Source organism: Pseudomonas sp. B21-059 (assembly GCF_026016285.1).
Lineage (GTDB): Bacteria > Pseudomonadota > Gammaproteobacteria > Pseudomonadales > Pseudomonadaceae > Aquipseudomonas > Aquipseudomonas danubii.
Genome location: NZ_CP087201.1, coordinates 5,151,052 through 5,174,533, shown reverse-complemented (window position 1 = coordinate 5,174,533; position 23,482 = coordinate 5,151,052). Strand labels below are relative to the sequence as shown.

The 23,482-nt window shown below is 62.9% G+C and carries 22 protein-coding genes; 18 read left to right on the top strand and 4 right to left on the bottom strand.

Annotation, left to right across the window (positions count from 1 at the left end):
• Positions 1 to 61 precede the first annotated feature (61 nt).
• From edd to LOY69_RS22780, 11 genes are all read left to right on the top strand, one after another.
• Complete coding sequence (gene edd, locus LOY69_RS22830; protein WP_102860594.1) at positions 62 to 1,888, top strand: phosphogluconate dehydratase; 1,827 nt, start codon at positions 62 to 64, stop codon at positions 1,886 to 1,888.
• Entirely contained in the window at positions 1,885 to 2,841 is a 957-nt protein-coding gene (locus tag LOY69_RS22825) for a glucokinase (protein ID WP_265073624.1), read from the top strand. The genes edd and LOY69_RS22825 overlap by 4 nt, the downstream gene beginning before the upstream one ends.
• A 107-nt stretch (positions 2,842 to 2,948) precedes the next feature.
• A complete protein-coding gene (locus LOY69_RS22820) occupies positions 2,949 to 3,680 on the top strand; it encodes a response regulator (RefSeq protein ID WP_102860596.1) in 732 nt (243 codons plus the stop codon).
• A complete protein-coding gene (locus LOY69_RS22815) occupies positions 3,670 to 5,139 on the top strand; it encodes an ATP-binding protein (protein ID WP_300242458.1) in 1,470 nt (489 codons plus the stop codon). Before LOY69_RS22820 ends, LOY69_RS22815 begins: the two co-directional genes overlap by 11 nt.
• A 226-nt stretch (positions 5,140 to 5,365) precedes the next feature.
• Positions 5,366 to 6,625, top strand: a complete 1,260-nt coding sequence (locus tag LOY69_RS22810; RefSeq protein WP_265073623.1) for an AGE family epimerase/isomerase — start codon at positions 5,366 to 5,368, stop codon at positions 6,623 to 6,625.
• Between the two features lie 116 nt (positions 6,626 to 6,741).
• Complete coding sequence (locus LOY69_RS22805; RefSeq protein WP_102880658.1) at positions 6,742 to 8,034, top strand: ABC transporter substrate-binding protein; 1,293 nt, start codon at positions 6,742 to 6,744, stop codon at positions 8,032 to 8,034.
• A gap of 122 nt (positions 8,035 to 8,156) precedes the next feature.
• The gene (locus LOY69_RS22800; RefSeq protein ID WP_102860601.1) at positions 8,157 to 9,065 is read left to right on the top strand and encodes a carbohydrate ABC transporter permease; all 909 of its coding nucleotides are present in this window, start codon (positions 8,157 to 8,159) and stop codon (positions 9,063 to 9,065) included.
• Positions 9,058 to 9,903, top strand: coding sequence for a carbohydrate ABC transporter permease (locus LOY69_RS22795; protein ID WP_102880657.1), 846 nt, complete (start codon positions 9,058 to 9,060; stop codon positions 9,901 to 9,903). Before LOY69_RS22800 ends, LOY69_RS22795 begins: the two co-directional genes overlap by 8 nt.
• A gap of 3 nt (positions 9,904 to 9,906) precedes the next feature.
• Positions 9,907 to 11,067, top strand: coding sequence for an ABC transporter ATP-binding protein (locus LOY69_RS22790; RefSeq protein WP_110594837.1), 1,161 nt, complete (start codon positions 9,907 to 9,909; stop codon positions 11,065 to 11,067).
• 88 nt (positions 11,068 to 11,155) lie between these two features.
• On the top strand, positions 11,156 to 12,505 hold the full coding sequence (locus LOY69_RS22785; RefSeq protein WP_110594835.1) for a carbohydrate porin: 1,350 nt from the start codon (positions 11,156 to 11,158) through the stop codon (positions 12,503 to 12,505).
• A 131-nt stretch (positions 12,506 to 12,636) separates the two neighbouring features.
• A complete protein-coding gene (locus LOY69_RS22780; protein ID WP_110594833.1) occupies positions 12,637 to 13,491 on the top strand; it encodes a D-hexose-6-phosphate mutarotase in 855 nt (284 codons plus the stop codon).
• A 29-nt stretch (positions 13,492 to 13,520) separates the two neighbouring features.
• On the opposite strand, the gene LOY69_RS22775 is transcribed toward LOY69_RS22780, so the two are convergent.
• Positions 13,521 to 14,381 carry a MurR/RpiR family transcriptional regulator gene (locus tag LOY69_RS22775; RefSeq protein ID WP_170001736.1) on the bottom strand — a complete coding sequence of 287 codons (861 nt, stop codon included), beginning with the start codon at positions 14,379 to 14,381 and terminating at the stop codon, positions 13,521 to 13,523.
• Positions 14,382 to 14,606: 225 nt separating this feature from the next.
• Between LOY69_RS22775 and zwf the strand changes: the two genes are divergently transcribed.
• From zwf to LOY69_RS22760, 3 genes are read left to right on the top strand one after another with little or no spacing between them, the layout of a single operon-like run.
• On the top strand, positions 14,607 to 16,076 hold the full coding sequence (gene zwf, locus LOY69_RS22770) for a glucose-6-phosphate dehydrogenase (RefSeq protein ID WP_213665846.1): 1,470 nt from the start codon (positions 14,607 to 14,609) through the stop codon (positions 16,074 to 16,076).
• Positions 16,063 to 16,776 carry a 6-phosphogluconolactonase gene (gene pgl / locus LOY69_RS22765; protein ID WP_102880652.1) on the top strand — a complete coding sequence of 238 codons (714 nt, stop codon included), beginning with the start codon at positions 16,063 to 16,065 and terminating at the stop codon, positions 16,774 to 16,776. Before zwf ends, pgl begins: the two co-directional genes overlap by 14 nt.
• A gap of 17 nt (positions 16,777 to 16,793) precedes the next feature.
• Positions 16,794 to 17,459 (top strand): bifunctional 4-hydroxy-2-oxoglutarate aldolase/2-dehydro-3-deoxy-phosphogluconate aldolase, encoded by a 666-nt coding sequence (locus tag LOY69_RS22760; protein WP_102880651.1) that lies wholly within the window; start codon positions 16,794 to 16,796, stop codon positions 17,457 to 17,459.
• A gap of 115 nt (positions 17,460 to 17,574) precedes the next feature.
• On the opposite strand, the gene LOY69_RS22755 is transcribed toward LOY69_RS22760, so the two are convergent.
• On the bottom strand, positions 17,575 to 18,765 hold the full coding sequence (locus LOY69_RS22755) for an aminotransferase class V-fold PLP-dependent enzyme (RefSeq protein WP_123394103.1): 1,191 nt from the start codon (positions 18,763 to 18,765) through the stop codon (positions 17,575 to 17,577).
• 13 nt (positions 18,766 to 18,778) lie between these two features.
• The gene (locus LOY69_RS22750) at positions 18,779 to 19,015 is read right to left on the bottom strand and encodes a DUF3820 family protein (RefSeq protein WP_025126856.1); all 237 of its coding nucleotides are present in this window, start codon (positions 19,013 to 19,015) and stop codon (positions 18,779 to 18,781) included.
• Between the two features lie 229 nt (positions 19,016 to 19,244).
• On the opposite strand from LOY69_RS22750, the gene LOY69_RS22745 reads away from it, so the two are divergent.
• From LOY69_RS22745 to LOY69_RS22730, 4 genes are all read left to right on the top strand, one after another.
• Entirely contained in the window at positions 19,245 to 19,712 is a 468-nt protein-coding gene (locus tag LOY69_RS22745) for a ferritin-like domain-containing protein (protein ID WP_102860610.1), read from the top strand.
• A gap of 156 nt (positions 19,713 to 19,868) precedes the next feature.
• Positions 19,869 to 21,857, top strand: a complete 1,989-nt coding sequence (locus tag LOY69_RS22740; RefSeq protein WP_265073622.1) for an FUSC family protein — start codon at positions 19,869 to 19,871, stop codon at positions 21,855 to 21,857.
• The gene (locus tag LOY69_RS22735; protein WP_102860611.1) at positions 21,844 to 22,050 is read left to right on the top strand and encodes a DUF1656 domain-containing protein; all 207 of its coding nucleotides are present in this window, start codon (positions 21,844 to 21,846) and stop codon (positions 22,048 to 22,050) included. The genes LOY69_RS22740 and LOY69_RS22735 overlap by 14 nt, the downstream gene beginning before the upstream one ends.
• Before the next feature lie 10 nt (positions 22,051 to 22,060).
• Positions 22,061 to 22,927: an HlyD family secretion protein gene (locus tag LOY69_RS22730; protein WP_102880649.1), complete on the top strand. Its 867-nt coding sequence runs from the start codon at positions 22,061 to 22,063 to the stop codon at positions 22,925 to 22,927.
• A gap of 81 nt (positions 22,928 to 23,008) precedes the next feature.
• Here LOY69_RS22730 and LOY69_RS22725 read toward each other — a convergent pair whose 3' ends face one another.
• A complete protein-coding gene (locus tag LOY69_RS22725) occupies positions 23,009 to 23,479 on the bottom strand; it encodes a MaoC family dehydratase (protein ID WP_011062855.1) in 471 nt (156 codons plus the stop codon).
• Positions 23,480 to 23,482 lie beyond the last annotated feature (3 nt).

Below are 23,482 nucleotides of genomic sequence, written 5' to 3'. Positions count from 1 at the left end.
CGGGGCTTCTGATCAGCATAGACAAACAGGTCGCCACATCCGTTAGCCTGGAGTTCTACATATGCATCCCCGCGTTCTTGAGGTCACCGAACGGCTTATCGCTCGCAGTCGCGCCACTCGCCAGGCTTATCTGGCGTTGATCCGTGGTGCCGCCAGCGATGGTCCGCAGCGCGGCAAGCTGCAGTGTGCGAACTTCGCCCACGGCGTGGCCGGTTGTGGCGCCGACGACAAACACAGCCTGCGGATGATGAATGCGGCCAACGTGGCAATTGTTTCGTCATATAACGACATGTTGTCGGCTCACCAGCCTTACGAGCGTTTTCCCGAGCAGATCAAGAAAGCCCTGCGCGAGATCGGTTCGGTGGGCCAGTTCGCTGGCGGCACTCCGGCCATGTGCGATGGCGTGACCCAGGGCGAGGCCGGCATGGAACTGAGCCTGCCGAGCCGCGAGGTGATTGCGCTGTCCACGGCCGTGGCCCTGTCGCACAACATGTTCGACGCGGCGCTGATGCTGGGGATCTGCGACAAGATCGTCCCGGGCCTGATGATGGGCGCCCTGCGCTTCGGTCATCTGCCGATGGTCTTCGTCCCGGGCGGGCCGATGGTGTCGGGGATTTCCAACAAGCAGAAAGCCGATGTGCGCCAGCGTTATGCTGAAGGCAAGGCCAGCCGCGAGGAGCTGCTGGAATCGGAAATGAAGTCCTACCACAGCCCGGGCACCTGCACCTTCTATGGCACTGCCAACACCAACCAGTTGCTCATGGAAGTCATGGGCCTGCACCTGCCGGGCGCCTCCTTCGTCAACCCCAACACGCCGCTGCGCGACGCCCTGACCCATGAGGCGGCGCAGCAGGTCACGCGCCTGACCAAGCAGAGCGGCAGCTTCACGCCCATTGGCGAAATCGTCGACGAGCGTTGCCTGGTCAACTCCATCGTCGCTCTGCACGCCACCGGCGGTTCCACCAACCACACCCTGCACATGCCGGCCATTGCCCAGGCGGCAGGCATCCAGTTGACCTGGCAGGACATGGCCGATCTGTCCGAGGTGGTGCCAACCCTGTCCCACGTCTATCCCAACGGCAAGGCCGACATTAACCACTTCCAGGCGGCGGGCGGCATGTCCTTCCTGATCCGTGAACTGCTGGAAGCCGGGCTACTGCATGAAGACGTCAATACCGTGGCCGGCCGCGGCCTGAGCCGCTACACCCAGGAGCCGTTCCTCGATAACGGCAAGCTGGTATGGCGCGAAGGCCCGATCGAAAGCCTCGACGAAAACATCCTGCGGCCGGTGGCCCGGGCCTTCTCCCCGGAAGGCGGCTTGCGGGTCATGGAAGGCAACCTCGGCCGCGGGGTGATGAAAGTGTCCGCCGTGGCCCCCGAGCATCAGGTCGTCGAAGCCCCGGCCGTGGTATTCCAGGACCAGCAGGACCTGGCCGACGCCTTCAAGGCCGGCCTGCTGGAAAAAGATTTCGTCGCGGTGATGCGCTTCCAGGGCCCGCGCTCCAACGGCATGCCCGAGCTGCACAAGATGACCCCGTTCCTCGGGGTACTGCAGGACCGTGGCTTCAAGGTGGCGCTGGTGACCGATGGACGTATGTCGGGTGCCTCGGGCAAGATTCCGGCGGCGATTCATGTCAGTCCCGAAGCCCAGGTCGGCGGTGCGCTGGCTCGGGTGCTGGACGGTGACATCATTCGCGTTGACGGGGTCAAGGGCACCTTGGAACTCAAGGTCGACGCCGCCGAATTCGCCGCCCGGGAACCGGCCAAGGGCCTGTTGGGCAACAACGTCGGCACCGGTCGTGAACTCTTCGCTTTCATGCGCATGGCCTTCAGCTCGGCAGAGCAGGGCGCCAGCGCCTTTACCTCTGCTCTGGAGACGCTTAATTGAAACTGGCCCTGGTCGGTGACATCGGTGGCACCAACGCGCGCTTCGCGTTGTGGAAAGACCAACAACTGGACGCGATCCAGGTCCATGCAACGGCGGACTATCGCTGCCCGGAAGATGCCATCAAGGCGTACCTGCAAGACCAGGGCCTGGCCCTGGGTTCCATCGGTTCGGTATGCCTGTCGGTGGCCGGTCCGGTCAGCGGCGATGAGTTCCGTTTTACCAACAACCACTGGCGCCTGAGCCGCCAGGCGTTCTGCCAGGCCTTGCAGGTGGAGCAGTTGCTGCTGGTCAACGACTTCTCGGCCATGGCCCTGGGCATGACCCGCTTGCAGCCCGATGAGTTTCGCGTGGTCTGCGAAGGCGTTGCCGAGCCCTTGCGTCCGGCGGTGGTGATCGGCCCGGGCACTGGTCTCGGCGTCGGTACCCTGTTGAATTTCGGCGCCGGCCGCTACATGGCCTTGCCGGGGGAGGGCGGTCATGTCGACCTGCCCTTGAGCAGCCCGCGGGAAACCCAGCTGTGGCAGCACATCCACGATGAAATTGGTCATGTCAGCGCCGAGACTGCTTTGAGCGGCAGTGGATTGCCTCGGGTGTACCGGGCGATCTGTGCGGTGGACGGTCATGAGCCGCGCCTCGATACCCCGGAGGCCATCACCGCTGCCGGGCTGGCTGGCGACTCGATTGCCCGGGAAGTGCTGGAGCAGTTCAGCTGCTGGCTGGGGCGAGTGGCGGGCAACAACGTGCTGACCACGGGCGCGCGGGGCGGGGTGTATATCGTCGGCGGGGTGATTCCCCGTTTCGCCGACTTCTTCATCCACAGCGGCTTTGCCAGGAGCTTTGCCGACAAGGGCTGCATGAGCGACTACTTCAAGGGCATTCCGGTGTGGTTGGTGACGGCGCCCTATTCCGGGCTGACCGGTGCCGGCGTAGCGCTGGAGCAGGCCCTGGGTTGACCTTGAGCCGCACAGCGTAGGAGCCGGCTTACCGGCGAAGAGGCGGTAACACGCCTCCCGGCATCAGGCATAATCGCGCTCCCTGCCTAACAATAAGGACGGCCCCGGTGAGTTCAGTCAGTAAGTCGATTTTGTTGGTTGACGACGATCAGGAAATTCGCGAGCTGCTGGAAACCTACCTCAGCCGCTGCGGCTTCCAGGTGCGCACGACCGCCGATGGCGCCGGCTTTCGCCAGGCCCTGAGCGAGGCACCCAGCGACCTGGTGATCCTCGACGTGATGCTGCCCGACGAAGACGGCTTCAGCCTGTGCCGCTGGATTCGCCAGCACCCACGGTGCAGCCAGGTGCCGATCATCATGCTCACCGCCAGCTCCGACGAGGCCGACCGGGTGATCGGTCTGGAGCTGGGGGCCGACGACTACCTGGGCAAGCCCTTCAGCCCACGGGAGTTGCAGGCGCGGATCAAGGCGCTGTTGCGCCGGGTGCAGTTCGCCCAGGAGCGGGTTGCAGGTGACGTGCTGTGCTTCGACGAGTGGCGCCTGGATGTGATCAGTCACCGCTTGTTTCATAACGACGGCGAGGAGGTGATCCTCTCCGGCGCCGACTTTGCCCTGCTCAAGCTGTTCCTCGACCACCCCCAGGAAATCCTCGACCGCGACACCATCGGCAATGCCACTCGCGGGCGCGACCTGATGCCCCTGGACCGCATCGTCGACATGGCTGTCAGCCGCCTGCGCCAGCGTCTGCGGGACACGGAAAAGCCACCGCGGCTGATCCGTACCGTGCGTGGCAGTGGCTATCAATTGGCAGCCAATGTGGTTGCCGGCAATGGTCACTGAGGCAGTGCGCAGAGTATTGCGGCGGGTGCCGGTGCCTCGCTCGCTGCTGGGGCGCATGCTTCTGCTGACCTTGCTGGCGGTGTTGTTCGCCCAGGCCCTGTCCAGCGTGATCTGGGTTTCGCAGTTGCGCGCTACTCAGCTCGAAGGCCTGGTGACCAGCGCCCGCAGCCTGGCTCACTCGATGACCGCCAGCGTCAGTTACCTGCGTTCGCTGCCGGTGGCTTATCGCCCCCTGGTGCTCGACCAGTTGCGCAGCATGGGCGGTACCCGTTTTGTCGTGACCCTCAATGACAAGCCCCTGGGCATGCAGGTGCTGCCCGCTACACCGCGCAAAGAGGCGGTATTGCAGGCGGTGGAGCAAGTGCTGCGCCAGTCCCTGGGCAACGACGCGGATCTATCCGTGACCTTTGTCAGCCCCGATGATCTGCGGATTTTCAATGGCGGCCTCAAGCTCGACGAATTACCCCGCTCCTGGGCCCATTACGCCTTGACCCTGGAGCCGGTGAACCCGCCGGTGCTGGTGACCCAGATCCAGATGGCCCCGGGAGAATGGCTGTACATCGCTTCGCTGTTGCCCGAGCCCTACACCAGTCTCGAAGAGCAGGGGCTGCCGGCGCAGCAGGTGTGGTTCATCCTGCTCACCAGCGGTTTTCTGCTGCTGTTCATCGGCCTGCTGGTGCATTGGCAGAGCCGGCCCCTCAAGCGTCTGGCCCGGGCGGCGCGGGACATGTCCCTGGGCGCCGATGTCGAGCCGGTGGCGCAGGGCGGCGGCAGTGAAGTGGTGGAAGTGGGGCGGGCCTTCAACAGCATGCGCGAACGCATCAGCCGCTACCTGACCGAGCGCAGCCAGCTGTTCAGCGCCATCTCCCACGACCTGCGCACCCCCATCACCCGCCTGCGCCTGCGGGTCGAATTGTTGGAGGACGAACAACTTCAAGCCAAGTTCGGCCGCGACCTGGACGAACTGGAACTGCTGGTCAAAGGTGCGTTGCAATGCGTCAAGGACACCGACATCCACGAGAACATCGAGCCGGTGGACCTCAACCAGGTGCTCGACTGCCTGGTGGAGCCTTACCTGGCACCCAACGGCAATGGCCGCGTGACCCAGCAGGGCCGGGCGCTGGCCAGCTATCCGGGCAAGCCCCTGGCGCTCAAGCGCTGTATGGGCAACCTGATCGACAACGCCCTGAAGTACGGCCAGAAAGCCCATCTGCACATCGAAGACGACGACAGCGGTTTTGTCCTGCATGTAGACGACGAAGGCCCGGGCGTACCGGAGCAGCGCCTGGAGCAGGTGTTCGAGCCGCATTTCCGTCTGGCCGGCCAGCAGCAGGGCTACGGCCTGGGCCTGGGGATTGCCCGCAACATTGCCCACAGCCATGGCGGCGAAGTCAGCCTGCAGAACCTGCGCGAAGGCGGCCTGCGGGTGACCCTGTACCTGCCCCGGACCTTCGACTGAGCGGCTGGCCTGTGTAGACACTGACTTGTGTAGGCGCTGGCTTGCCAGCGAAGGCGTCCCCAAGGGCACTGCAGGACTCAAGGGCCTCTTCGCCGGCAAGCCGGCTCCTACGGGTGGAGCCGCACAATGTCACGGCTTGGTGACATTGTGCTGGCCCTTCGTTACCTGCGGTTGCGAGCGGCTTGATTAGACTCAAGCCTTCGATAAAAACAACAACAGGCCACTCATGGACTCTCTCCCCCTGCCGCTGCGCAGTTGGCTGAACGCGCCCGCTCACCATTCCTGGCTCGCCGCCGAAGGCCAGCGCCTGCTTGATTTCGCCAAGGCTTCACGACTCGCCGAAGGCTTCGGCAACCTCGATGCCCGGGGCTGCCTGCCCGCCGCTGCCCAGGCCGAAACCATGAACACCGCGCGCATGACCCACAGCTTCGCCATGGCGCACATCCAGGGCCTGCCGGGTTATGCCGGGCTGGTGGACCACGGCATCGCCGCGCTCATGGGGCCGTTGCGCGATGCCGAGCACGGCGGCTGGTTCGCCGTGGCCGGTCAGGCCGATGGCAACAGCACCAAGGCTGCCTATCTGCATGCCTTTGTCGCCCTGGCCGCCAGCTCTGCGGTGTTGGCGCAGCGGCCGGGTGCCCAGGCCCTACTTGAGGAGGCGATCCGGATCGTCGACGGGTATTTCTGGAGCGAGGAGGAGGGCGCCATGCTCGAGTCCTTCAACCGTGACTGGCGCGAGCCGGAAGCCTATCGCGGCGCCAACAGCAACATGCACGCCACCGAGGCCTTTCTGGCCCTGGCCGATGTCACCCAGGACCCGCGCTGGCTCAACCGCGCCCTGCGCATCGTCGATCGGGTGATCCATCAGCACGCCGCCGCCAATGACTTCATGGTGATCGAGCATTTCGACGCTGACTGGCAGCCCCTGCGCGACTACAACCGGGCCTTTCCCGCCGACGGTTTCCGGCCCTTCGGCACCACGCCGGGCCACGGTTTCGAATGGGCGCGCCTGCTGTTGCACCTGGAGGCATCGCGGGTCCAGGCCGGCCTGTTGACCCCGGGCTGGCTGGCGCTGGATGCGCAACGTCTGTTTGCGAGCAACTGCCGCCACGGCTGGGACGTGGATGGCGCCCCGGGCATCGTCTACACCCTGGACTGGGACAACCGGCCAGTGGTGCGCCAGCGCCTGCACTGGACCCACGCCGAGGCCAGCGCCGCTGCCAGCGCCTTGCTTAAGCGCACCGGCCAGGAGCAGTACGAGACCTGGTACCGGTGTTTCTGGGAGTTCTGCGAAGCGCATTTCATCGATCGCCAACAGGGCAGCTGGCATCACGAACTGGGCCGCGACAACCGCCCGGCCGCCGAGATCTGGGGCGGCAAGCCGGACCTCTATCACGCCTGGCAAGCCGTGCTGATTCCGCGTCTGCCTCTGGCGCCGAGCATGGCTTCGGCTTTGGCCCAAGCGTCTGTTCCGGGCCTTGTGTAACCATGTCGTGACATTTCCCCGTCGCTTCGTTACCCGAACGTTCGACTAGGCTGTTTAGACTCGTATGCAGCGCAAGCACCAGACTTGCATGCATAACAACAAGAAAGGTACTTCAAATGAATGCGATTTCTCGCCTCGCCACTGTCATTTCCCTTGCCTCTCTGTTTCCCCTGAGTGCCCTCGCCGCCGATTCCAAAGGTTCCGTGGAAGTCGTCCACTGGTGGACTTCGGGTGGTGAAAAAGCTGCCGTCGATGTGCTCAAGGCCCAAGTGGAAAAAGACGGTTTCACCTGGAAGGACGGCGCCGTGGCCGGTGGTGGCGGTTCCACTGCGATGACCGTGCTCAAAAGCCGCGCCGTGGCCGGCAACCCGCCGGGCGTAGCCCAGATCAAGGGCCCGGATATCCAGGAATGGGGCAGCACCGGCCTGCTCAGCACCGACACCCTCAAGGACGTGGCCAAAGCGGAAAACTGGGACGGCCTGCTCTCGTCCAAGGTGGCCAATACCGTCAAGTACGAAGGTGATTACGTAGCAGTGCCGGTGAACATCCACCGGGTCAACTGGCTGTGGATCAACCCTGAAGTGTTCAAGAAGGCCGGGATCGACAAGGCCCCGACCACCCTCGAAGAGTTCTATGCCGCCGGCGACAAGCTCAAGGCCGCGGGCTTTATCGCCCTGGCCCACGGTGGCCAGCCGTGGCAGGACAGCACCGTGTTTGAAGACGTGGTGCTCTCGGTCATGGGCCCTGAAGGCTACAAGAAAGCCCTGGTGGACCTGGACCAGAAAACCCTCTCCGGCCCGGAAATGACCAAGACCTTCGCCGAACTGAAGAAAATCACCGGCTACATGGACCCCAACCGTGCCGGGCGTGACTGGAACATTGCGGCTGCCGACGTGATCGGCGGCAAGGCCGGCATGCAGATGATGGGCGACTGGGCCAAGAGCGAATGGACGGCGGCGAAGAAAGTTGCCGGCAAGGACTACCAGTGCGTGCCGTTCCCGGGCACTGACAAGGCCTTCACCTACAACATCGACTCCCTGGCGGTGTTCAAGCTCAAGGCCGATCGCAAAGGTGATATCGCCGCTCAGCAAGACCTGGCCAAGGTCGCCCTGGGCAAGGACTTCCAGAAGGTCTTCAGCATCAACAAGGGCTCGATCCCGGTGCGCACCGACATGCTCAACGACATGAGCGCCGAGGGCTTCGACTCCTGCGCCCAGGCAGCGGCCAAGGACTTCCTGGCCGACGAGAAGACCGGCGGCCTGCAGCCGAGCATGGCGCACAACATGGCCACTTCCCTGGCGGTGCAGGGCGCGATCTTCGATGTGGTCACCAACTTCATGAACGACAAGGATGCGGACCCGGCCAAGGCCAGTGCGCAACTGGCCTCGGCGGTCAAAGCCGCGCAGTAATCCTTGACCCCGCCGCCGGTACGCCGGCGGCTGACCTGTGACTGTGTTGCCGCCCTGCAGGGCTTACGCCCATGCAGCGGCGGCGTGCATCCCGGATTCACTTCAATAACTGGGTTTTTGCGATGAGCTCTGTGGCGGTTTTCAGCAAGGCCTCACCCCTGGACGCACTGCAGCGCTGGCTACCCAAGCTGGTGCTGGCGCCGAGCATGGTGATCGTGCTCGTGGGGTTTTATGGCTACATCATCTGGACGTTCATTCTGTCCTTTACCAATTCCAGCTTCATGCCGAGCTACAAGTGGGTCGGCCTGCAGCAATACCTGCGCTTGATGGACAACGACCGCTGGTGGGTGGCGAGCAAGAACCTCGCGCTCTTCGGCGGCATGTTCATTGCCATCAGCCTGGTGCTGGGGGTGTTCCTGGCGGTGCTGCTGGACCAGCGCATCCGCAAGGAAGGCTTCATCCGCACCGTGTACCTGTACCCCATGGCACTGTCGATGATCGTCACCGGTACTGCCTGGAAGTGGCTGCTCAACCCGGGCCTGGGCCTGGACAAGATGCTCCGTGACTGGGGCTGGGAAGGCTTTCGCCTGGACTGGCTGGTGGATCAGGACCGGGTGGTCTACTGCCTGGTGATCGCCGCCGTATGGCAGGCCTCGGGCTTTGTCATGGCGATGTTCCTCGCCGGTCTGCGCGGTGTTGACCAGTCGATCATCCGCGCCGCCCAGGTGGACGGCGCGAGCCTGCCGACCATCTACCTGCGGATCGTGCTGCCGAGCCTGCGGCCGGTGTTCTTCAGTGCCTTCATGATCCTCGCCCATATCGCCATCAAGAGCTTCGACCTGGTGGCGGCGATGACCGCGGGCGGCCCGGGCTACTCCTCCGACCTGCCGGCGATGTTCATGTACTCCTTCACCTTCAGCCGTGGCCAGATGGGCATCGGCTCGGCCAGCGCCATGCTGATGCTCGGTGCCGTGCTGACCATCCTGGTGCCGTACCTGTACTCCGAACTGCGAGGCAAGCGCCATGACTAACTCCCTCGCCAAGCCGACCCTGAACTTCAGTCGGATCGCCATCTACGCCACCTTGCTGCTGGCGGCGGCGGTGTATCTGATTCCCTTGGTGGTGATGCTGCTGACCAGCTTCAAGACCCCGGAAGACATCCGCACCGGCAACCTGCTGAGCTGGCCCCAGGTGGTGGACGGCATCGGCTGGATCAAAGCCTGGGACGCTGTGGGCGGCTACTTCTGGAACTCGGTGAAGATCACCGTGCCGGCGGTACTGATCTCCACCTTCATCGGTGCAATGAACGGCTACGTGCTGTCGATGTGGCGCTTTCGCGGCTCCCAGCTGTTCTTCGGCCTGCTGCTGTTCGGCTGCTTCCTGCCATTCCAGACCGTGCTGCTGCCGGCCTCGTTCACCCTTGGCAAGTTCGGCCTGGCCAACACCACCACCGGCCTGGTGCTGGTGCACGTGGTCTACGGCCTGGCCTTCACCACGCTGTTTTTCCGCAACTACTACGTGAGCATCCCCGATGCCCTGGTCAAGGCCGCGCGCCTGGATGGCGCCGGGTTCTTCACCATCTTCGGCAAGATCCTTTTGCCGATGTCGGTGCCGATCATCATGGTCTGCCTGATCTGGCAGTTCACCCAGATCTGGAACGATTTCCTGTTCGGCGTGGTGTTTGCCAGCGGCGATGCGCAACCGATCACCGTGGCCCTGAACAATCTGGTCAACACCAGCACCGGGGCCAAGGAATACAACGTTGATATGGCGGCGGCGATGATCGCCGGGCTGCCGACACTGCTGGTCTACATCTTCGCCGGCAAGTATTTCCTGCGCGGGCTGACGTCCGGCGCAGTCAAGGGGTAAAGCATGGCCACTCTCGAATTACGCAACGTCAACAAGACCTACGGTGCCGGCCTGCCGGACACCCTGAAGAACATCGAACTGAAGATCGACGACGGTGAGTTCCTGATCCTCGTCGGCCCGTCCGGCTGCGGCAAATCCACCCTGATGAACTGCATCGCAGGCCTTGAGAACATCAGCGGCGGGGCGATCCTGGTGGATGATGCCGACATCAGCGGCATGAGCCCCAAGGATCGTGACATCGCCATGGTGTTCCAGTCCTACGCGCTGTACCCGACCATGAGCGTGCGCGACAACATCGCCTTCGGCCTGAAGATCCGCAAGATGCCCACTGCCGAGATCGACGCGGAAGTGGCACGGGTGGCCAAGCTGCTGCAGATCGAGCACCTGCTGACCCGCAAGCCGGGCCAGCTCTCCGGCGGTCAGCAGCAGCGGGTGGCCATGGGCCGGGCGCTGGCGCGGCGGCCGAAGATCTACCTGTTCGACGAACCGCTGTCCAACCTCGACGCCAAGCTGCGGGTCGAGATGCGCACCGAAATGAAACTGATGCACCAGCGCCTCAAGACCACCACGGTCTACGTCACCCACGACCAGATCGAAGCCATGACCCTGGGCGACAAGGTCGCGGTGATGAAGGACGGGATCATCCAGCAGTTCGGCACCCCGAAGCAGATCTACAACGACCCGGCCAACCTGTTCGTGGCGAGTTTTATCGGATCGCCGCCGATGAACTTCATCCCTCTGCGCCTGCAACGCAAGGACGGCCGCCTGCTGGCGCTACTGGACAGTGGCCAGGCCCGTTGCGAGCTGCCTCTGGGCATGCAGGACGCGGGGCTCGAAGACCGTGAGGTGATCCTCGGCATTCGTCCGGAGCAGATTGCCCTGGCCGCCACCGAAGCCAATGGCTTGCCGACCTTGCGCGCCGAGGTCCAGGTGGTCGAGCCCACCGGTCCCGACACCCTGGTGTTTGTCACCCTCAATGGCACCAAGGTCTGCTGCCGCCTGGCGCCGGATCAGGCGCCCGAGGCAGGAGAAACCCTGACCTTGCAGTTCGATCCGGCCCGAGTGCTGCTGTTCGATGCCCAGAGCGGCGAGCGCCTGGGAGCGGCCGGCGCGCCTGTGTCCGAGCCCCGTAGCGGCAACGTGGCGCAGTTCAAGGGGCGATGAATCCGTGGCGGATGGCCTGTCATCCGTCGCACCCGCTGTAAACCGCGTTGGATAAATCGTTAATAACAATAAAGACGAGGATGTAGGGATGAAAAAGCAACACAGCAATACCCGGCTGCTTTGCCAGTTGTCAGCGGCTGCGGCATTGGTCCTGTCCGCCAATGCCATGGCGGACGAGGCGTTCAGCGCCGACTCCAAGTGGATGACCGGCGACTGGGGTGGTGAGCGTACCAAGCTGATCGAGCAGGGGATCGACATCAAGGCCGACTACGTCGGTGAAATGGGCGCCAACCTGCACGGCGGCTACAACGACGACAAGACCGGGCGCTACAGCGATCAGTTCGGTCTCGGCGTGGCCTTGGATCTGCAGAAGCTGCTGGGCTGGGACAATACCCAGGCCAAGATTCAGCTGACCAACCGTAACGGCCAGAACATTTCCAACGATCGCATCGGCGACCCGCGTGCCGGCACCCTGAGTTCTTCCCAGGAGGTGTACGGTCGTGGCCATATGGTGCGTCTGACCCAGCTGTGGATTCAGCACCAGTTCCTCGACGGCAAGCTGGACGTCAAGGCCGGTTACTTCGGCGAAGGCGAAGACTTCAACACCTTCCCCTGCGAGTTCCAGAACCTGGCCTTCTGCGGCTCCCAGGTGGGCAACTGGGCCACCGGTATCTGGTACAACTGGCCGGTCAGCCAGGCGGCGCTGCGGGTCAAATACCACATCACCCCCGAGCTGTATGCGCAGATCGGCGCTTACAACCAGAACCCGTCACAGCTGGAGCACGGCAACGGCTTCAAGCTCAGCGGCAGCGGCACCAAGGGCACGGTATTGCCGGTGGAACTGGTCTGGTCGCCCAAGCTCAATAGCCTGCCGGGCGAGTACCGCGTGGGTTACTACAAGAGCACGGCCGACGCCAATGATGTGCGCAAGGACGCCAACGGCCAGGACGCCGCGGACACGGGCGACGCCTATCGCGTGCACAACAGCAAGCACGGCTACTGGTTCGTCGCTCAACAGCAACTCACCACCCACAACGGTGACGCTTCCCGTGGCTTGAACATCGCCGCCAACGCCACCTTCCATGACAAGGACACCAACGTCGTCGACAACTACCAGTCGCTGATGTTCGTGTACAAGGGGCCGTTCGATGCGCGTCCGAAAGATGACGTGGGCATCGGTTTTGCGCGGATCCACGTCAACGACGATGTGCGCAAGAACGCCCAGCTGATCAACGAGGACAACGGCATCAGCAACTACGACAACCCGCTGTACATGCCGCTGCGCGACACGGAATACAACTACGAGATCAACTACGGTTTCCACGTCACCAACTGGCTGACCGTACGCCCCAACCTGCAATACATCACCCATCCGGGCGGTGTGGATGAAGTGGATAACGCGTTGGTGGCCGGTCTGAAAATTCAGTCGGTGTTCTAGAGCTGTTGCGATAAGCTCCTCCTCCATGTGCGCATTTTGCGGATGGCCCAGGCCGTCCGCTTTTTTTTGTGGGGATTGCAAGTCCCCCCTGATGAGTATCGAGACAGCAGTGAATTTCAGGACCGCGGCCCATGCATGAGCATCCGCTACAACGCTTTTTCAAATCCCTGCGCGAACGCCCGGTGTTCGCTTGGGAGCGCTATCAGATGCGCGATGTGCTGGTGATCGATCACCCGCTGTGCCAGGCGGTGTTCAGTCGCCAGGGCGCCCAACTGCTGCACTTTCAGCCGGCCGGGCAGAAGCCCTGGCTGTGGTGTGCCTCGAAGTGGCCGCAAGTGGGGGCGATCCGCGGTGGTGTGCCTGTGTGCTGGCCCTGGTACGGTCGCCATCCCAGTGAAAATGCCTGGCCGTCCCACGGTTGGGCGCGGCTGCTGGACTGGAAACTGCTGGACAGCAGCAGCGAAGAGGACGGCGTGCGCCTGCACTGGCAATTGCAGTTGTGCGACTGGAAGGTCGATCTGCACGCACACCTGGGGCAAAGCATGGATCTGCGCCTGAGCACCGAGCACCAGGACAGTGAACCTTGTCAGTTGAGCCAGGCTTTGCATGCCTACTGGCGTATTGGTGACGTCGGTGAGGTAGCGCTGTCCGGGCTTGATGGCGCCCAGGGTTATGACCAGTTGAACCGCCAGGTCTGTCAGCAGCAGGGCGAGTTGCGGGTCGAGGGCGGGTGCCAGCGGGTGTTCCAGCACGAAGGCGAATTGCAGCTCAAGGACCACGCCTGGCAGCGCGAGCTGTGTATCGATACCGGTGACGATGCCGACACCGTGGTCTGGCACCCCGGCACCCGGCCCTTGCTGGGGGTGAGCTGGAATGAGGTGTCGCGGTTTGTCTGCGTCGAAGCGGCTGCCGGCGGCACCGACAGCCTGTGCCTGGCGCCGGGGGAGCAGGCGCACCTGAGCTTGCAGGCGCGGGCAGCGGTGTAGGAGTCGGCAGGCCGGCGAACCGGCCAGCCTCAGTTGAACTCGTCGCCCACCGGATAGCGGCTGGCGTTGAGGCTTTCCTTGATCTTGCGCAGGTGCGGCTGGAAGTCCACGCCACGGCGCAGGGTCATGCCGGTGGCCAGCACGTCGAGCACGGTGAGCTGGATGATCCGCGAGGTCATCGGCATGTAGATGTCGGTGTCTTCGGGCAGTGGGATGTTCAGGCTCAAGGTACTGGCCTTGGCCAGTGGCGAGTTTTCCGCGGTCAGTCCCAGCACCGATGCGCCGTTTTCCCGGGCAATGCGTGCCACTTCCACCAGTTCGCGGGTCCGGCCGGTGTAGGAAATGATCACGAACAATTCGCCGGTGTGGGCCACCGAGGCGATCATGCGCTGCATCAGTACATCGGCATGGGCCGTCACTGCCAGGTTGAAGCGGAAAAACTTGTGCAGCGCATCCATGGCCACCGGGGCCGAGGCACCGAGGCCGAAGAAGTGGATCTGCCGAGCCTGAATCAACAGGTCAACGGCCTTGCTGATCAGGTTCGGGTCCAGGGCCTGGCAGGCACTGTCCAGGGAGGCGATGGCACTGCCGAAGATCTTTTGTGTGTAGGCCTCGGGGTTGTCGTCGGCCTCTACGGCGCGGCTGACGTAGGCGGCGCCGCTGGCCAGGCTCTGGGCCAGTTGCAGCTTGAGTTCCGGGTAGCCGCTGACACCGAACGAGCGGCAGAAGCGATTGACCGTCGGTTCGCTGACCGAAGCGGCCTGGGCCAGCGCAGCGATGCTGAAGCGAGTCGCCTGCTGTGGGTTGAGCAGGATGACTTCGGCGACTTTACGTTCCGCCTTGTTCAGTTCTTCAAGGCGGTTCTGGATCTGCTCCAGAAGATTTCGCACTCGGTCCATTCAGGTTTCCTAGATCGGCTAGACAGGCGCAGCAGCAGAGCCGCTAGAGCGCCCGCAATGCGAAGTTGAGAGGTGGCCTATCCTACTGATGGCCTGGATCGACCACCACCTGGAATCTGTATTTTGTAAAAATGTTGTGTTTATTACTACATTTTTCCTTGAGTGATGCCTTGAAAAAAGGTATTTGTAGCTTAACTTGATAAAAGAACAAACATCATGCCTTCGATAACGGTTGAACCCTGCACCTTTGCCTTGTTCGGCGCGCTGGGCGATCTGGCGCTGCGTAAGCTGTTTCCTGCCTTGTACCAACTCGATGCCGCCGGTCTGTTGCATGAAGACACGCGGATTCTGGCCCTGGCCCGTGAGCCGGGCAGCGAGCAAGATCACCTGGCGAATATCGAAACCGAGCTGCGCAAGTACGTCGGCGACAAGGACATCGACAGTGAGGTCCTGCAGACTTTTCTCGCTCGCCTGAGCTACCTGCATGTGGACTTCCTCAAGGCCGAGGACTATGTGGCACTGGCTGAGCGCGCCGGCGGCGAACAACGCTTGATCGCCTACTTCGCCACACCGGCGGCGGTGTATGGCGCGATTTGCGAGAACCTGTCTCGGGTCGGACTCAACCAGCACACTCGCGTGGTCCTGGAAAAACCCATTGGCTCGGACCTGGAATCGTCGCGCAAGGTCAACGACGCGGTGGCCCAGTTCTTCCCGGAAAATCGCATCTACCGGATCGACCATTACCTGGGCAAGGAGACGGTGCAGAACCTGATCGCCTTGCGCTTTGCCAACAGCCTGTTCGAAACCCAGTGGAACCAGAACTACATCTCCCACGTGGAAATCACCGTGGCCGAGAAGGTTGGCATCGAAGGCCGCTGGGGCTATTTCGACAAGGCTGGCCAGCTGCGGGACATGATCCAGAACCACTTGCTGCAGTTGCTGTGCCTGATCGCCATGGACCCACCGGCCGACCTGTCCGCCGACAGCATCCGTGACGAGAAGGTCAAGGTGCTCAAGGCCCTGGCGCCCATCAGCCCGGAAGGCCTGACCACCCAGGTGGTGCGTGGCCAGTACATTGCCGGTCACAGCGAGGGCCAATCGGTGCCGGGTTACCTGGAGGAAGAAAACTCCAACACCCAGAGCGACACCGAAACCTTCGTTGCCCTGCGTGCCGACATCCGCAACTGGCGTTGGGCCGGGGTGCCGTTCTACCTGCGTACCGGCAAGCGCATGCCGCAAAAACTGTCGCAGATCGTCATCCACTTCAAAGAGCCGTCGCACTATATCTTCGCCCCCGAGCAGCGCCTGCAGATCAGCAACAAGCTGATCATTCGCCTGCAACCGGATGAAGGCATCTCGTTGCGGGTGATGACCAAGGAACAAGGCCTGGACAAGGGCATGCAGCTGCGCAGCGGTCCGTTGCAGCTGAATTTTTCCGATACCTATCGCAGTGCACGGATTCCCGATGCCTACGAGCGGTTGTTGCTGGAAGTGATGCGCGGCAATCAGAACCTGTTTGTCCGCAAAGATGAAATCGAAGCCGCGTGGAAGTGGTGTGACCAGTTGATCGCCGGGTGGAAAAAATCCGGTGATGCGCCCAAGCCGTATGCGGCCGGGTCCTGGGGGCCGATGAGCTCCATTGCACTGATCACGCGGGACGGGAGGTCTTGGTATGGCGATATCTGATTTGCAACTGCCGGCGGGGGTAGCAGCCCACGAATTCCGCAGTCCTACCTTGTTGGCTGAAGGCCAGGCACTGAGAGTGGCCGAGCTGCTGCGCGAGGCCATTACCGCCCGCGGCAACGCGACCCTGGTGGTATCCGGTGGCCGTAGCCCGGTGGCGTTTTTCCAGGCCCTGGTGAAGCAGGAGCTGGATTGGTCCAAGGTGCTGATCACCCTGGCGGACGAGCGTTGGGTGCCGGTGGAACATGCCGACAGCAATGCAGGTCTGCTCAAGCGCTATCTGCTCCAGGGGCCGGTGGCCAAGGCCAGCTTCCTCAGCCTCTATAGCGCGGCGGCCAACCTGGAAGAAGCGGCCCAGCAGGCCGATCGTCTTCTGGCTGAGTTGCCGGGAATTGATGTGCTGGTGCTGGGCATGGGCGATGACGGTCATACCGCCTCGCTGTTCCCCAACAGCCCGAACCTGGCCGAGGCGCTTCGAGTCGATGGCAGCCGTCGCTGCTGGCCAATGCTGGCGCCGACTGTGCCCCATCAGCGCCTGAGCATGAGCCGGGCCTTACTGGCCTCGGCCCGCCATCAGCTGTTGTCGATTTCCGGTCAGTCCAAGCTGACCACCCTGAGTGCCGCACTGGCCGGTGACGCTGTTGCCGAAATGCCGATTCGCGCCTTCCTGCAAACCCCGTTAGAGATTTACTGGTGCCCATGAGCCAAGGATCAGCCGCTATGACAAACCTACCCCCGACCGTTTCCATGGCGGACAAAGTTGCCCTGATCGACAGCCTCTGTGCCAAGGCGCGGATTCTGCCGGTGATCACCATCGCCCGTGAGCAGGATGTGCTGCCACTGGCAGACGCCCTGGCGGCAGGTGGCCTGACGGCCCTGGAAGTGACCCTGCGTTCGCAGTTCGGCCTCAAGGCCATCCAGATCCTGCGCGAGCAGCGCCCGGAACTGGTGACCGGCGCCGGCACTGTGCTTGATCCGCACATGCTCGCCGCGGCGGAAGCGGCAGGCTCGCAGTTCATCGTCACCCCGGGTATCACCCGTGACTTGTTGCAGGCCAGTGTCGCCAGTCCGATCCCGCTGTTGCCGGGAATCAGCAATGCTTCCGGGATCATGGAGGGTTATGCCCTGGGTTATCGTCGCTTCAAGCTGTTCCCGGCTGAAGTCAGCGGTGGCGTGGCGGCGATCAAGGCCCTGGGCGGTCCGTTCGGTGAGGTGAAATTCTGCCCGACTGGCGGCGTTGGCCCGGCCAATATCAAGAGCTACATGGCGTTGAAGAATGTGATGTGCGTGGGCGGTAGCTGGATGCTCGATCCCGAGTGGATCAAGAACGGCGACTGGGCGCGGATTCAAGAGTGCACGGCCGAGGCCCTGTCTCTGCTGGACTGAAATTTTTACCTGATTCGTTGGTGTGTTCTACGGCTTTACGGTGCGCTTGGTCGGTGCACCGTTTTTTTTTTGCCTGGAGAAAAAGCCTCGCCCCTCGCTTGAAGAGAGGGAGGCGTCACTGGTTGGCCAATTCGCCAAGGGCCCTGATCAAGCACTGGATGTGCTCCAGAGGCGTCACCAGCCCCGGGGTGATGCGGATGCAGGGGCCAAAACCGGCGCCGGTGCGGGTTACGGCGAACAGGTTGTAGTCGCGCAGCAGACGCTCCACCAGGGCTTGCTGGTCGGCGTGGCGGGTAAAGCGCAGGGCGCTGATGGCGCAGCACAGGCGCGGGTCTTTCGGGGTCAGGATTTCGATCCCTGGCGTCTCGCGCACGGCTTCGGTCCAGGTCGCGCGCAGGTAGTTCAGGCGTGCGCCCTTGGCCGCCGAACCGCCCATGGCTCGATGCTCCTCGAACACCAGGGGCAAAGTCATCAGCGCCGGGATGTTCGGTGTGCTGTAGGGCGTTCGGGCCCTGATGTCGTCGGTGGGGAAGTGGAACTCGCCCATGTCCGGGTCGATATCCTCCAGGCGTTCCGGGTGGATGTAGATAAAGCCCAGGCTCAGCGGCGCGCCGATCCATTTGTGCAGGTTGAAACCAGCGAAGGCGATCCCCAGCTGGGGCAGGTCGAACTCGATCTGCCCCAGGGCGTGGGCGCCGTCGAGAATGATGTCGACTTGGTGTTCCCGGGCGGCGGCGGCAATGGCCTGGACTGGCATGACCAGTCCGCTGCGATGGGTGACATAGGTCAGGGGCATCAGCTTGAGTCGCGGGTAACGCTCGAACGCGCTTGTATAGGTGTCGACCAGGCTGTCAAAACTGGCAGGGTGCTGGTGCTCGATTTCTATCACCTCCACACCCCGGTGACGGGCCAGCCAGCGCATCGCGCTTTTCACCGTGTCGTACTCCAGGTCGCTGAGCAGCACCTGGTCGCCGGGTTGCAGGCGGTTGTAGTTGCGGATCAAGGATTGCAGGGCGTCGGAAGCACAGCGAGTCAGGGCCACGGCATTCTCCGGGGCCTCCAGCAGTGCTGCCAGCTGGCCACGGATCTGCAGGGCCTCGATCTGTTCGAAGCGCTGGCGCACATGCACCGAGTTGCTGCGGTTCACCCACTGGATATTGTGTTGGTACTCCTCGGCCACCTTGCGCGTCATGCGCCCGAAATAGCCGTTCTCCAGATTGATCGGCCCAGGATCGATGTCGAACTGCCGGGCGATTGCACGCCAATGGTCTTCGTCATGGGCAAGGGGTGCTGCAGTCCTTGGCATGGTGGGCTCTTTTTCAGTGACGGGGCTTGGGTTTGCCGTGTTTGGCGCGCAGCGGGTCGAGCAGATCGGACAGGCCGTTGTGATCGATCTCCTGCATCAGGGCCAGCAGGCCGCCGAGCTCGCCCTTGGGAAAGCCCTCGCGGGCGAACCAATTCAGGTAGGGGCCGGGCAGGTCGGCCAGGATGCGGCCCTTGTACTTGCCGAAGGGCATTTCCCGGGTGATCAGCAGTTCAAGTGTCTCGGGGGTCATGGCGCAACTTTCGTGTGATTCGAACGCCATGGAAAATACAGGCATTCTGCATGCAGGCCAAATGACAGATCATGCAAATAACGCGGATACAGATTTTTAGTTAAAAGATAACTTATTGAAAATTAAGCAAAAAATATAAATTCAAAGTCTGGCATGGCGGGTGCAACGGTTAATTCAGTAGTTAACTCAGCAGTTGACTCAACTCTCCCAACCCGCAAGGAACCAGAAAATGACTGACTTGAATAAAGAAGCAATTTCGGTGCTCAACAGCCTGATCGAGACCAGCAAGGATGGTCAGGAAGGGTTCAAGACCTGTGCTGAAGACATCAAGCACCCAGAACTCAAGGCGCTGTTCATCAAGCGCTCCACCGATTGCGCTACCGCCGCCGCCGAACTGCAGTCCGTGGTGCGCTCCATGGGGGGCGAACCGGAAACCTCCACCAGCGTCAGTGGCGATCTGCACCGTCGTTGGGTCGACCTCAAGTCACTGGTGACCGGCAAGGATGAGGAATCGGTGCTCAACGAGGCCGAGCGTGGCGAAGACCATGCCTTGAAGTCCTACAAGGAGGCGCTGGATAAAATCAGCAAGCACAACCTGGTGGGTATTCGTGATGTGGTAGAGCGCCAGTACCACGGCGTGCAACGCAATCATGATCAGGTCAAAGCCTTGCGCAACCAGGCCCGTGCCCGTTCGTAACGGTTAAAACCTGTCAAAAACGCCAGCCAGTCTGGCGTTTTTTTATGCCTGTGATTTAGTGCTGGACGGGAATTAGTTAGCTAGCTAATAATTAGCTCGCGCCCACTCGTGGCGATCCCGACTATGGTTATTCAGTCCTTCAAAGAGTCCTTGTTCGTGCCCATTACCTTGCAGGCCTTGCTTGCTCCCAGCCTTCCTGCGGTGCAGTTCGCGATCAAGACGCTGCTGGGTGGCGGCCTGGCGCTGTGGCTGGCGTTGCGTTGGGGCCTGGAGCAGCCGGCCTGGGCCCTGATGACCGCGTTCATCGTCGCTCAGCCGTTGTCCGGAATGGTTCTGCAAAAGGGGCTGGCCCGGCTGCTGGGGACCTTGGTCGGTACGCTGATGTCGGTGCTGTTCATGGGCCTGTTCGCCCAGACGCCCTGGTTGTTCCTGCTGGCCCTGGCCCTGTGGCTGGGGTTGTGCACCGCCAGTTCCACGCTGCTGCGCAGTGCCTGGTCCTATTCCTTCGTGCTGGCGGGCTACACCGTGGCGATCATCGCCTTGCCCGCCATCAGTCACCCGTTGACCGTGTTCGATCAGGCCGTGGCCCGTTGCACGGAAATCTCCCTGGGGATCATTTGCGCCACCGCCAGCAGTGCCCTGATCTGGCCGATGCGGGTAGAGCGGCAATTGGCGGATCAGGCCCGCAGCGCCTGGCACAGTGGCATGCAGGCGGCCCGCGCCACCCTGGCCGGCGATGCCCTGGCGCGCAAGGGCCTGCTGGAAATTCTCGGGCGCATCGTCGCCGTGGACTCCCAGCGCGAACACGCCTGGTTCGAAGGTCCATCGGGGCGCCAGCGGGCCCGGGCCATCAGTGGCCTGAGCCAGAAGCTGCTGATGCTGTTGCGGATCTCCCGTTCGGTGCGGCGCCAGTGGAAACAACTGGACGCCGACGAAGCCCGGCAACTGCAGCCCTGGTTGGATCGGGTTCAGGAAGCCCTGGCGGCGGCCGACAAGGCTGGTTTGCAAGCGCTGCGTCCGCGCCTGCAGGAAGCGTCCCATGAGCTTCAGATCAGTCCGGCGCAGAGCTTTTGCCTGGCGCGTTTTGCGTTGTTGCTGGATACCGCCCTGGCGGCAACCCAGGCCCTGGACGCGGTGCAGGAGGGGCGGGCGCCGGTGGAGCAACCGGCAACCCTGACTCCCCATCGTGATCTGTCGCTGGCCCTGGTATTCGGTGCCCGCAGTGCCTTGGCGTTCCTCACGGTAGCCAGCTTCTGGCTGGCCACTGCCTGGCCTGCTGCCTCCGGGGCCATGCTCCTGACGTGTGTGGTCTGCAGCCTGTTCGCCAGCCGTGAGAACGGCGCGCAGATTGGCATGAGCTTCATGCGCGGAATCTTCCTGGCGATTCCGGCGGCGTTCCTGGTGGGGCAGATCCTCCTGCCTCAATGGAGCGGTTTTGCGATGTTGGCCATGGCCATGGGCGTGCCGCTGTTCTTCGGCGCCCTGGGCATGGCCAAGCCACAGATAGGCGCCACTGCCACTTCGTTCTGCCTGCATTTCATCGTGTTGATTTCGCCGATGAACCGCATGAGTTTCGATGTCGCCAGCTTCTTCAATAATGCCCAGGCCATGGTGCTGGGGGTGGGCGCCGCGGTACTGGCCTTCCATCTGCTGATTCTGCGTAACCCGGCCTGGCATGGCCGGCGCCTGCTGGCGGCGACCCTGAGTGATCTGGTGCGTTTGACCCGGCGCAACCTGCGGGGCGCGGAAAGCTGGTTCGGCGGGCGCATGGCCGATCGCCTGCTGCAACTGGCCCGGCATTATCCGGAGCTGCCGGAGCAGGCCCGCAGTCGCTGGGACGATGGCCTGTTGGGCCTGGACGTCGGCGATGAACTGATGCACCTGCGCCTGAGCCTGGCGGTGGCCCAGGTGCCGGTGAGTGCGGCGCAGCGCGAGTATTTCGAGCAGTTGCAACGCATCCTTGAACAGGGCCCGGCCGGTCATCGCCAGGAAGCCCTGGTGGCGCCCAGTGCGGCCTTGCTCGACGCTTTGGACCAGCAGCCACCCAGTGACGCGTTGAAACTGGCCAAGGGGGCGGTGCTGCAATTGCAAAACAGCTGGCGCAGTTGGTGCCGGCAGCAGGAGGACAGTCATGGGGCTGCGTGAGTGGTCGTTGGGCGGGGTGCTGCTCAGCCCGTTTCTGATTTACGTGGTGCTGGCGCTGGTGGTCACCGGCGTGCTGCGAGTGCTGGTGCGAGTCACCGGATTGGGGCGCTGGATCTGGCATGAAGCCCTGTTCGATTGTGCCCTGTACGTCTGTGTATTGACGGTGATCACTGTGGTCCTGGGACCTTTATAAGGAGTTGATTATGCGTACACCCGTACGTGTCGTATTTACCCTGTGCCTGGTGGCGGTGGCGATCTTCGCCGGTTATCACCTGTGGCAGTACTACATGCTGACGCCCTGGACCCGGGACGCGCGGATTCGCGCCGACGTGGTGATCGTGGCCCCGGACGTATCCGGCTGGGTACGCGAGCTCAAGGTGGCGGACAACCAGCCCGTGAAGGCCGGAGACTTGTTGCTGAGCATCGACCGCGACCGGTTCGAGGCGGCCCTGGAAAAGGCCCAGGCCGTGGTTCAGACCCGTCAGCAGCAATTGAGTCTGCGCGAGCACGAGGCCAGTCGCCGTGCGGCCCTGGGTCCCCAGGCCATCAGTGCCGAGCTGCGCGAGAACGCCCAGATCAATGCCGGCATAGCCCGGGGCGAACTGCGTCAGGCCCAGGCCGAGGCCAAGGTCGCGGAGCTCAACCTGGCCCGCAGTCAGGTGCGCGCGCCCCGTAACGGGCATATCACCAACCTGCGCCTGGCCGAGGGCAACTACGTCAATGCCGGGCAGCCAGTGATGGCGCTGATCGATGATTCGACGTTCTACGTCCAGGCTTATTTCGAGGAAACCAAGCTGCCGCGAATCCAGGTCGGCGACCGGGTTAAGGTCTGGCTGATGAGTGCCGGCGATGCCCTGCCGGGCCATGTGCAAAGTGTCAGCCGGGGGATTACCGACCGCAACGCCACCCCTGACGGGCAATTGCTGGCGGAGGTGGAGCCGACCTTCAACTGGGTTCGTCTGGCCCAGCGGATTCCGGTGCGGATCAAGCTGGACAAGGTGCCTGAAGGCATCAACCTGAGCGCCGGGATGACCGCCAGCGTGCAGGTCGAGGAGGGCAGTGGACGGTAGGAGACGGCTTGCTGGCGCAAGCCATGACGAGCAAAGCCTTCGCCGACAAGCCGGCTCCTGGAGGACTACGTGGGGCGCGGTTTAGCCAATGGTGATGGCCGGCAGGGTCGGCAGGGTCACGGTCTGTTGCTTGCGTGGGGCGAGAATCTCGGCTTCGCCGTCCACCACCAGCTCGTCGCGCTGGTTGAATACGCGAGTGGCGATGCGGACGCGGAATTTCGGCAGTTTTTCGAGGATTTCCAGGCGTACGGTCAGGGTGTCGCCAATCTTCACCGGCTTCTGGAAGCTCATCTGCTGGCCGATGTAGATGGTGCCCGGCCCAGGCAATTCGCAGGCCACGGCGGCGCTGATCAGGGCGCCGCTGAACATGCCGTGGGCAATGCGCTCCTTGAACATGGTGGCGGCGGCGAACTCGGGATCCAGGTGCACCGGGTTGTGATCGCCGGACATGGCGGCGAACAGCTGGATGTCACGCTCCTCGACGGTCTTGCTGTACTGGGCGGTCTGACCGACTTCCAGGGCTTCGTAAGGGGTGTTGGTAACCTGGGTCATGTT

Excerpts from the sequence above, each read along its gene's own strand:
- edd (WP_102860594.1), top strand. The coding sequence starts at position 62 with ATGCATCCCCGCGTTCTTGAGGTCACCGAACGGCTTATCGCTCGCAGT.
- LOY69_RS22815 (WP_300242458.1), top strand. The coding sequence starts at position 3,670 with ATGGTCACTGAGGCAGTGCGCAGAGTATTGCGGCGGGTGCCGGTGCCT.
- LOY69_RS22810 (WP_265073623.1), top strand. The coding sequence starts at position 5,366 with ATGGACTCTCTCCCCCTGCCGCTGCGCAGTTGGCTGAACGCGCCCGCT.
- LOY69_RS22805 (WP_102880658.1), top strand. The coding sequence starts at position 6,742 with ATGAATGCGATTTCTCGCCTCGCCACTGTCATTTCCCTTGCCTCTCTG.
- LOY69_RS22800 (WP_102860601.1), top strand. The coding sequence starts at position 8,157 with ATGAGCTCTGTGGCGGTTTTCAGCAAGGCCTCACCCCTGGACGCACTG.
- LOY69_RS22795 (WP_102880657.1), top strand. The coding sequence starts at position 9,058 with ATGACTAACTCCCTCGCCAAGCCGACCCTGAACTTCAGTCGGATCGCC.
- LOY69_RS22790 (WP_110594837.1), top strand. The coding sequence starts at position 9,907 with ATGGCCACTCTCGAATTACGCAACGTCAACAAGACCTACGGTGCCGGC.
- LOY69_RS22785 (WP_110594835.1), top strand. The coding sequence starts at position 11,156 with ATGAAAAAGCAACACAGCAATACCCGGCTGCTTTGCCAGTTGTCAGCG.
- LOY69_RS22780 (WP_110594833.1), top strand. The coding sequence starts at position 12,637 with ATGCATGAGCATCCGCTACAACGCTTTTTCAAATCCCTGCGCGAACGC.
- zwf (WP_213665846.1), top strand. The coding sequence starts at position 14,607 with ATGCCTTCGATAACGGTTGAACCCTGCACCTTTGCCTTGTTCGGCGCG.
- pgl (WP_102880652.1), top strand. The coding sequence starts at position 16,063 with ATGGCGATATCTGATTTGCAACTGCCGGCGGGGGTAGCAGCCCACGAA.
- LOY69_RS22760 (WP_102880651.1), top strand. The coding sequence starts at position 16,794 with ATGACAAACCTACCCCCGACCGTTTCCATGGCGGACAAAGTTGCCCTG.
- LOY69_RS22755 (WP_123394103.1), bottom strand. The coding sequence starts at position 18,765 with ATGCCAAGGACTGCAGCACCCCTTGCCCATGACGAAGACCATTGGCGT.
- LOY69_RS22750 (WP_025126856.1), bottom strand. The coding sequence starts at position 19,015 with ATGACCCCCGAGACACTTGAACTGCTGATCACCCGGGAAATGCCCTTC.
- LOY69_RS22745 (WP_102860610.1), top strand. The coding sequence starts at position 19,245 with ATGACTGACTTGAATAAAGAAGCAATTTCGGTGCTCAACAGCCTGATC.
- LOY69_RS22735 (WP_102860611.1), top strand. The coding sequence starts at position 21,844 with ATGGGGCTGCGTGAGTGGTCGTTGGGCGGGGTGCTGCTCAGCCCGTTT.
- LOY69_RS22730 (WP_102880649.1), top strand. The coding sequence starts at position 22,061 with ATGCGTACACCCGTACGTGTCGTATTTACCCTGTGCCTGGTGGCGGTG.
- LOY69_RS22725 (WP_011062855.1), bottom strand. The coding sequence starts at position 23,479 with ATGACCCAGGTTACCAACACCCCTTACGAAGCCCTGGAAGTCGGTCAG.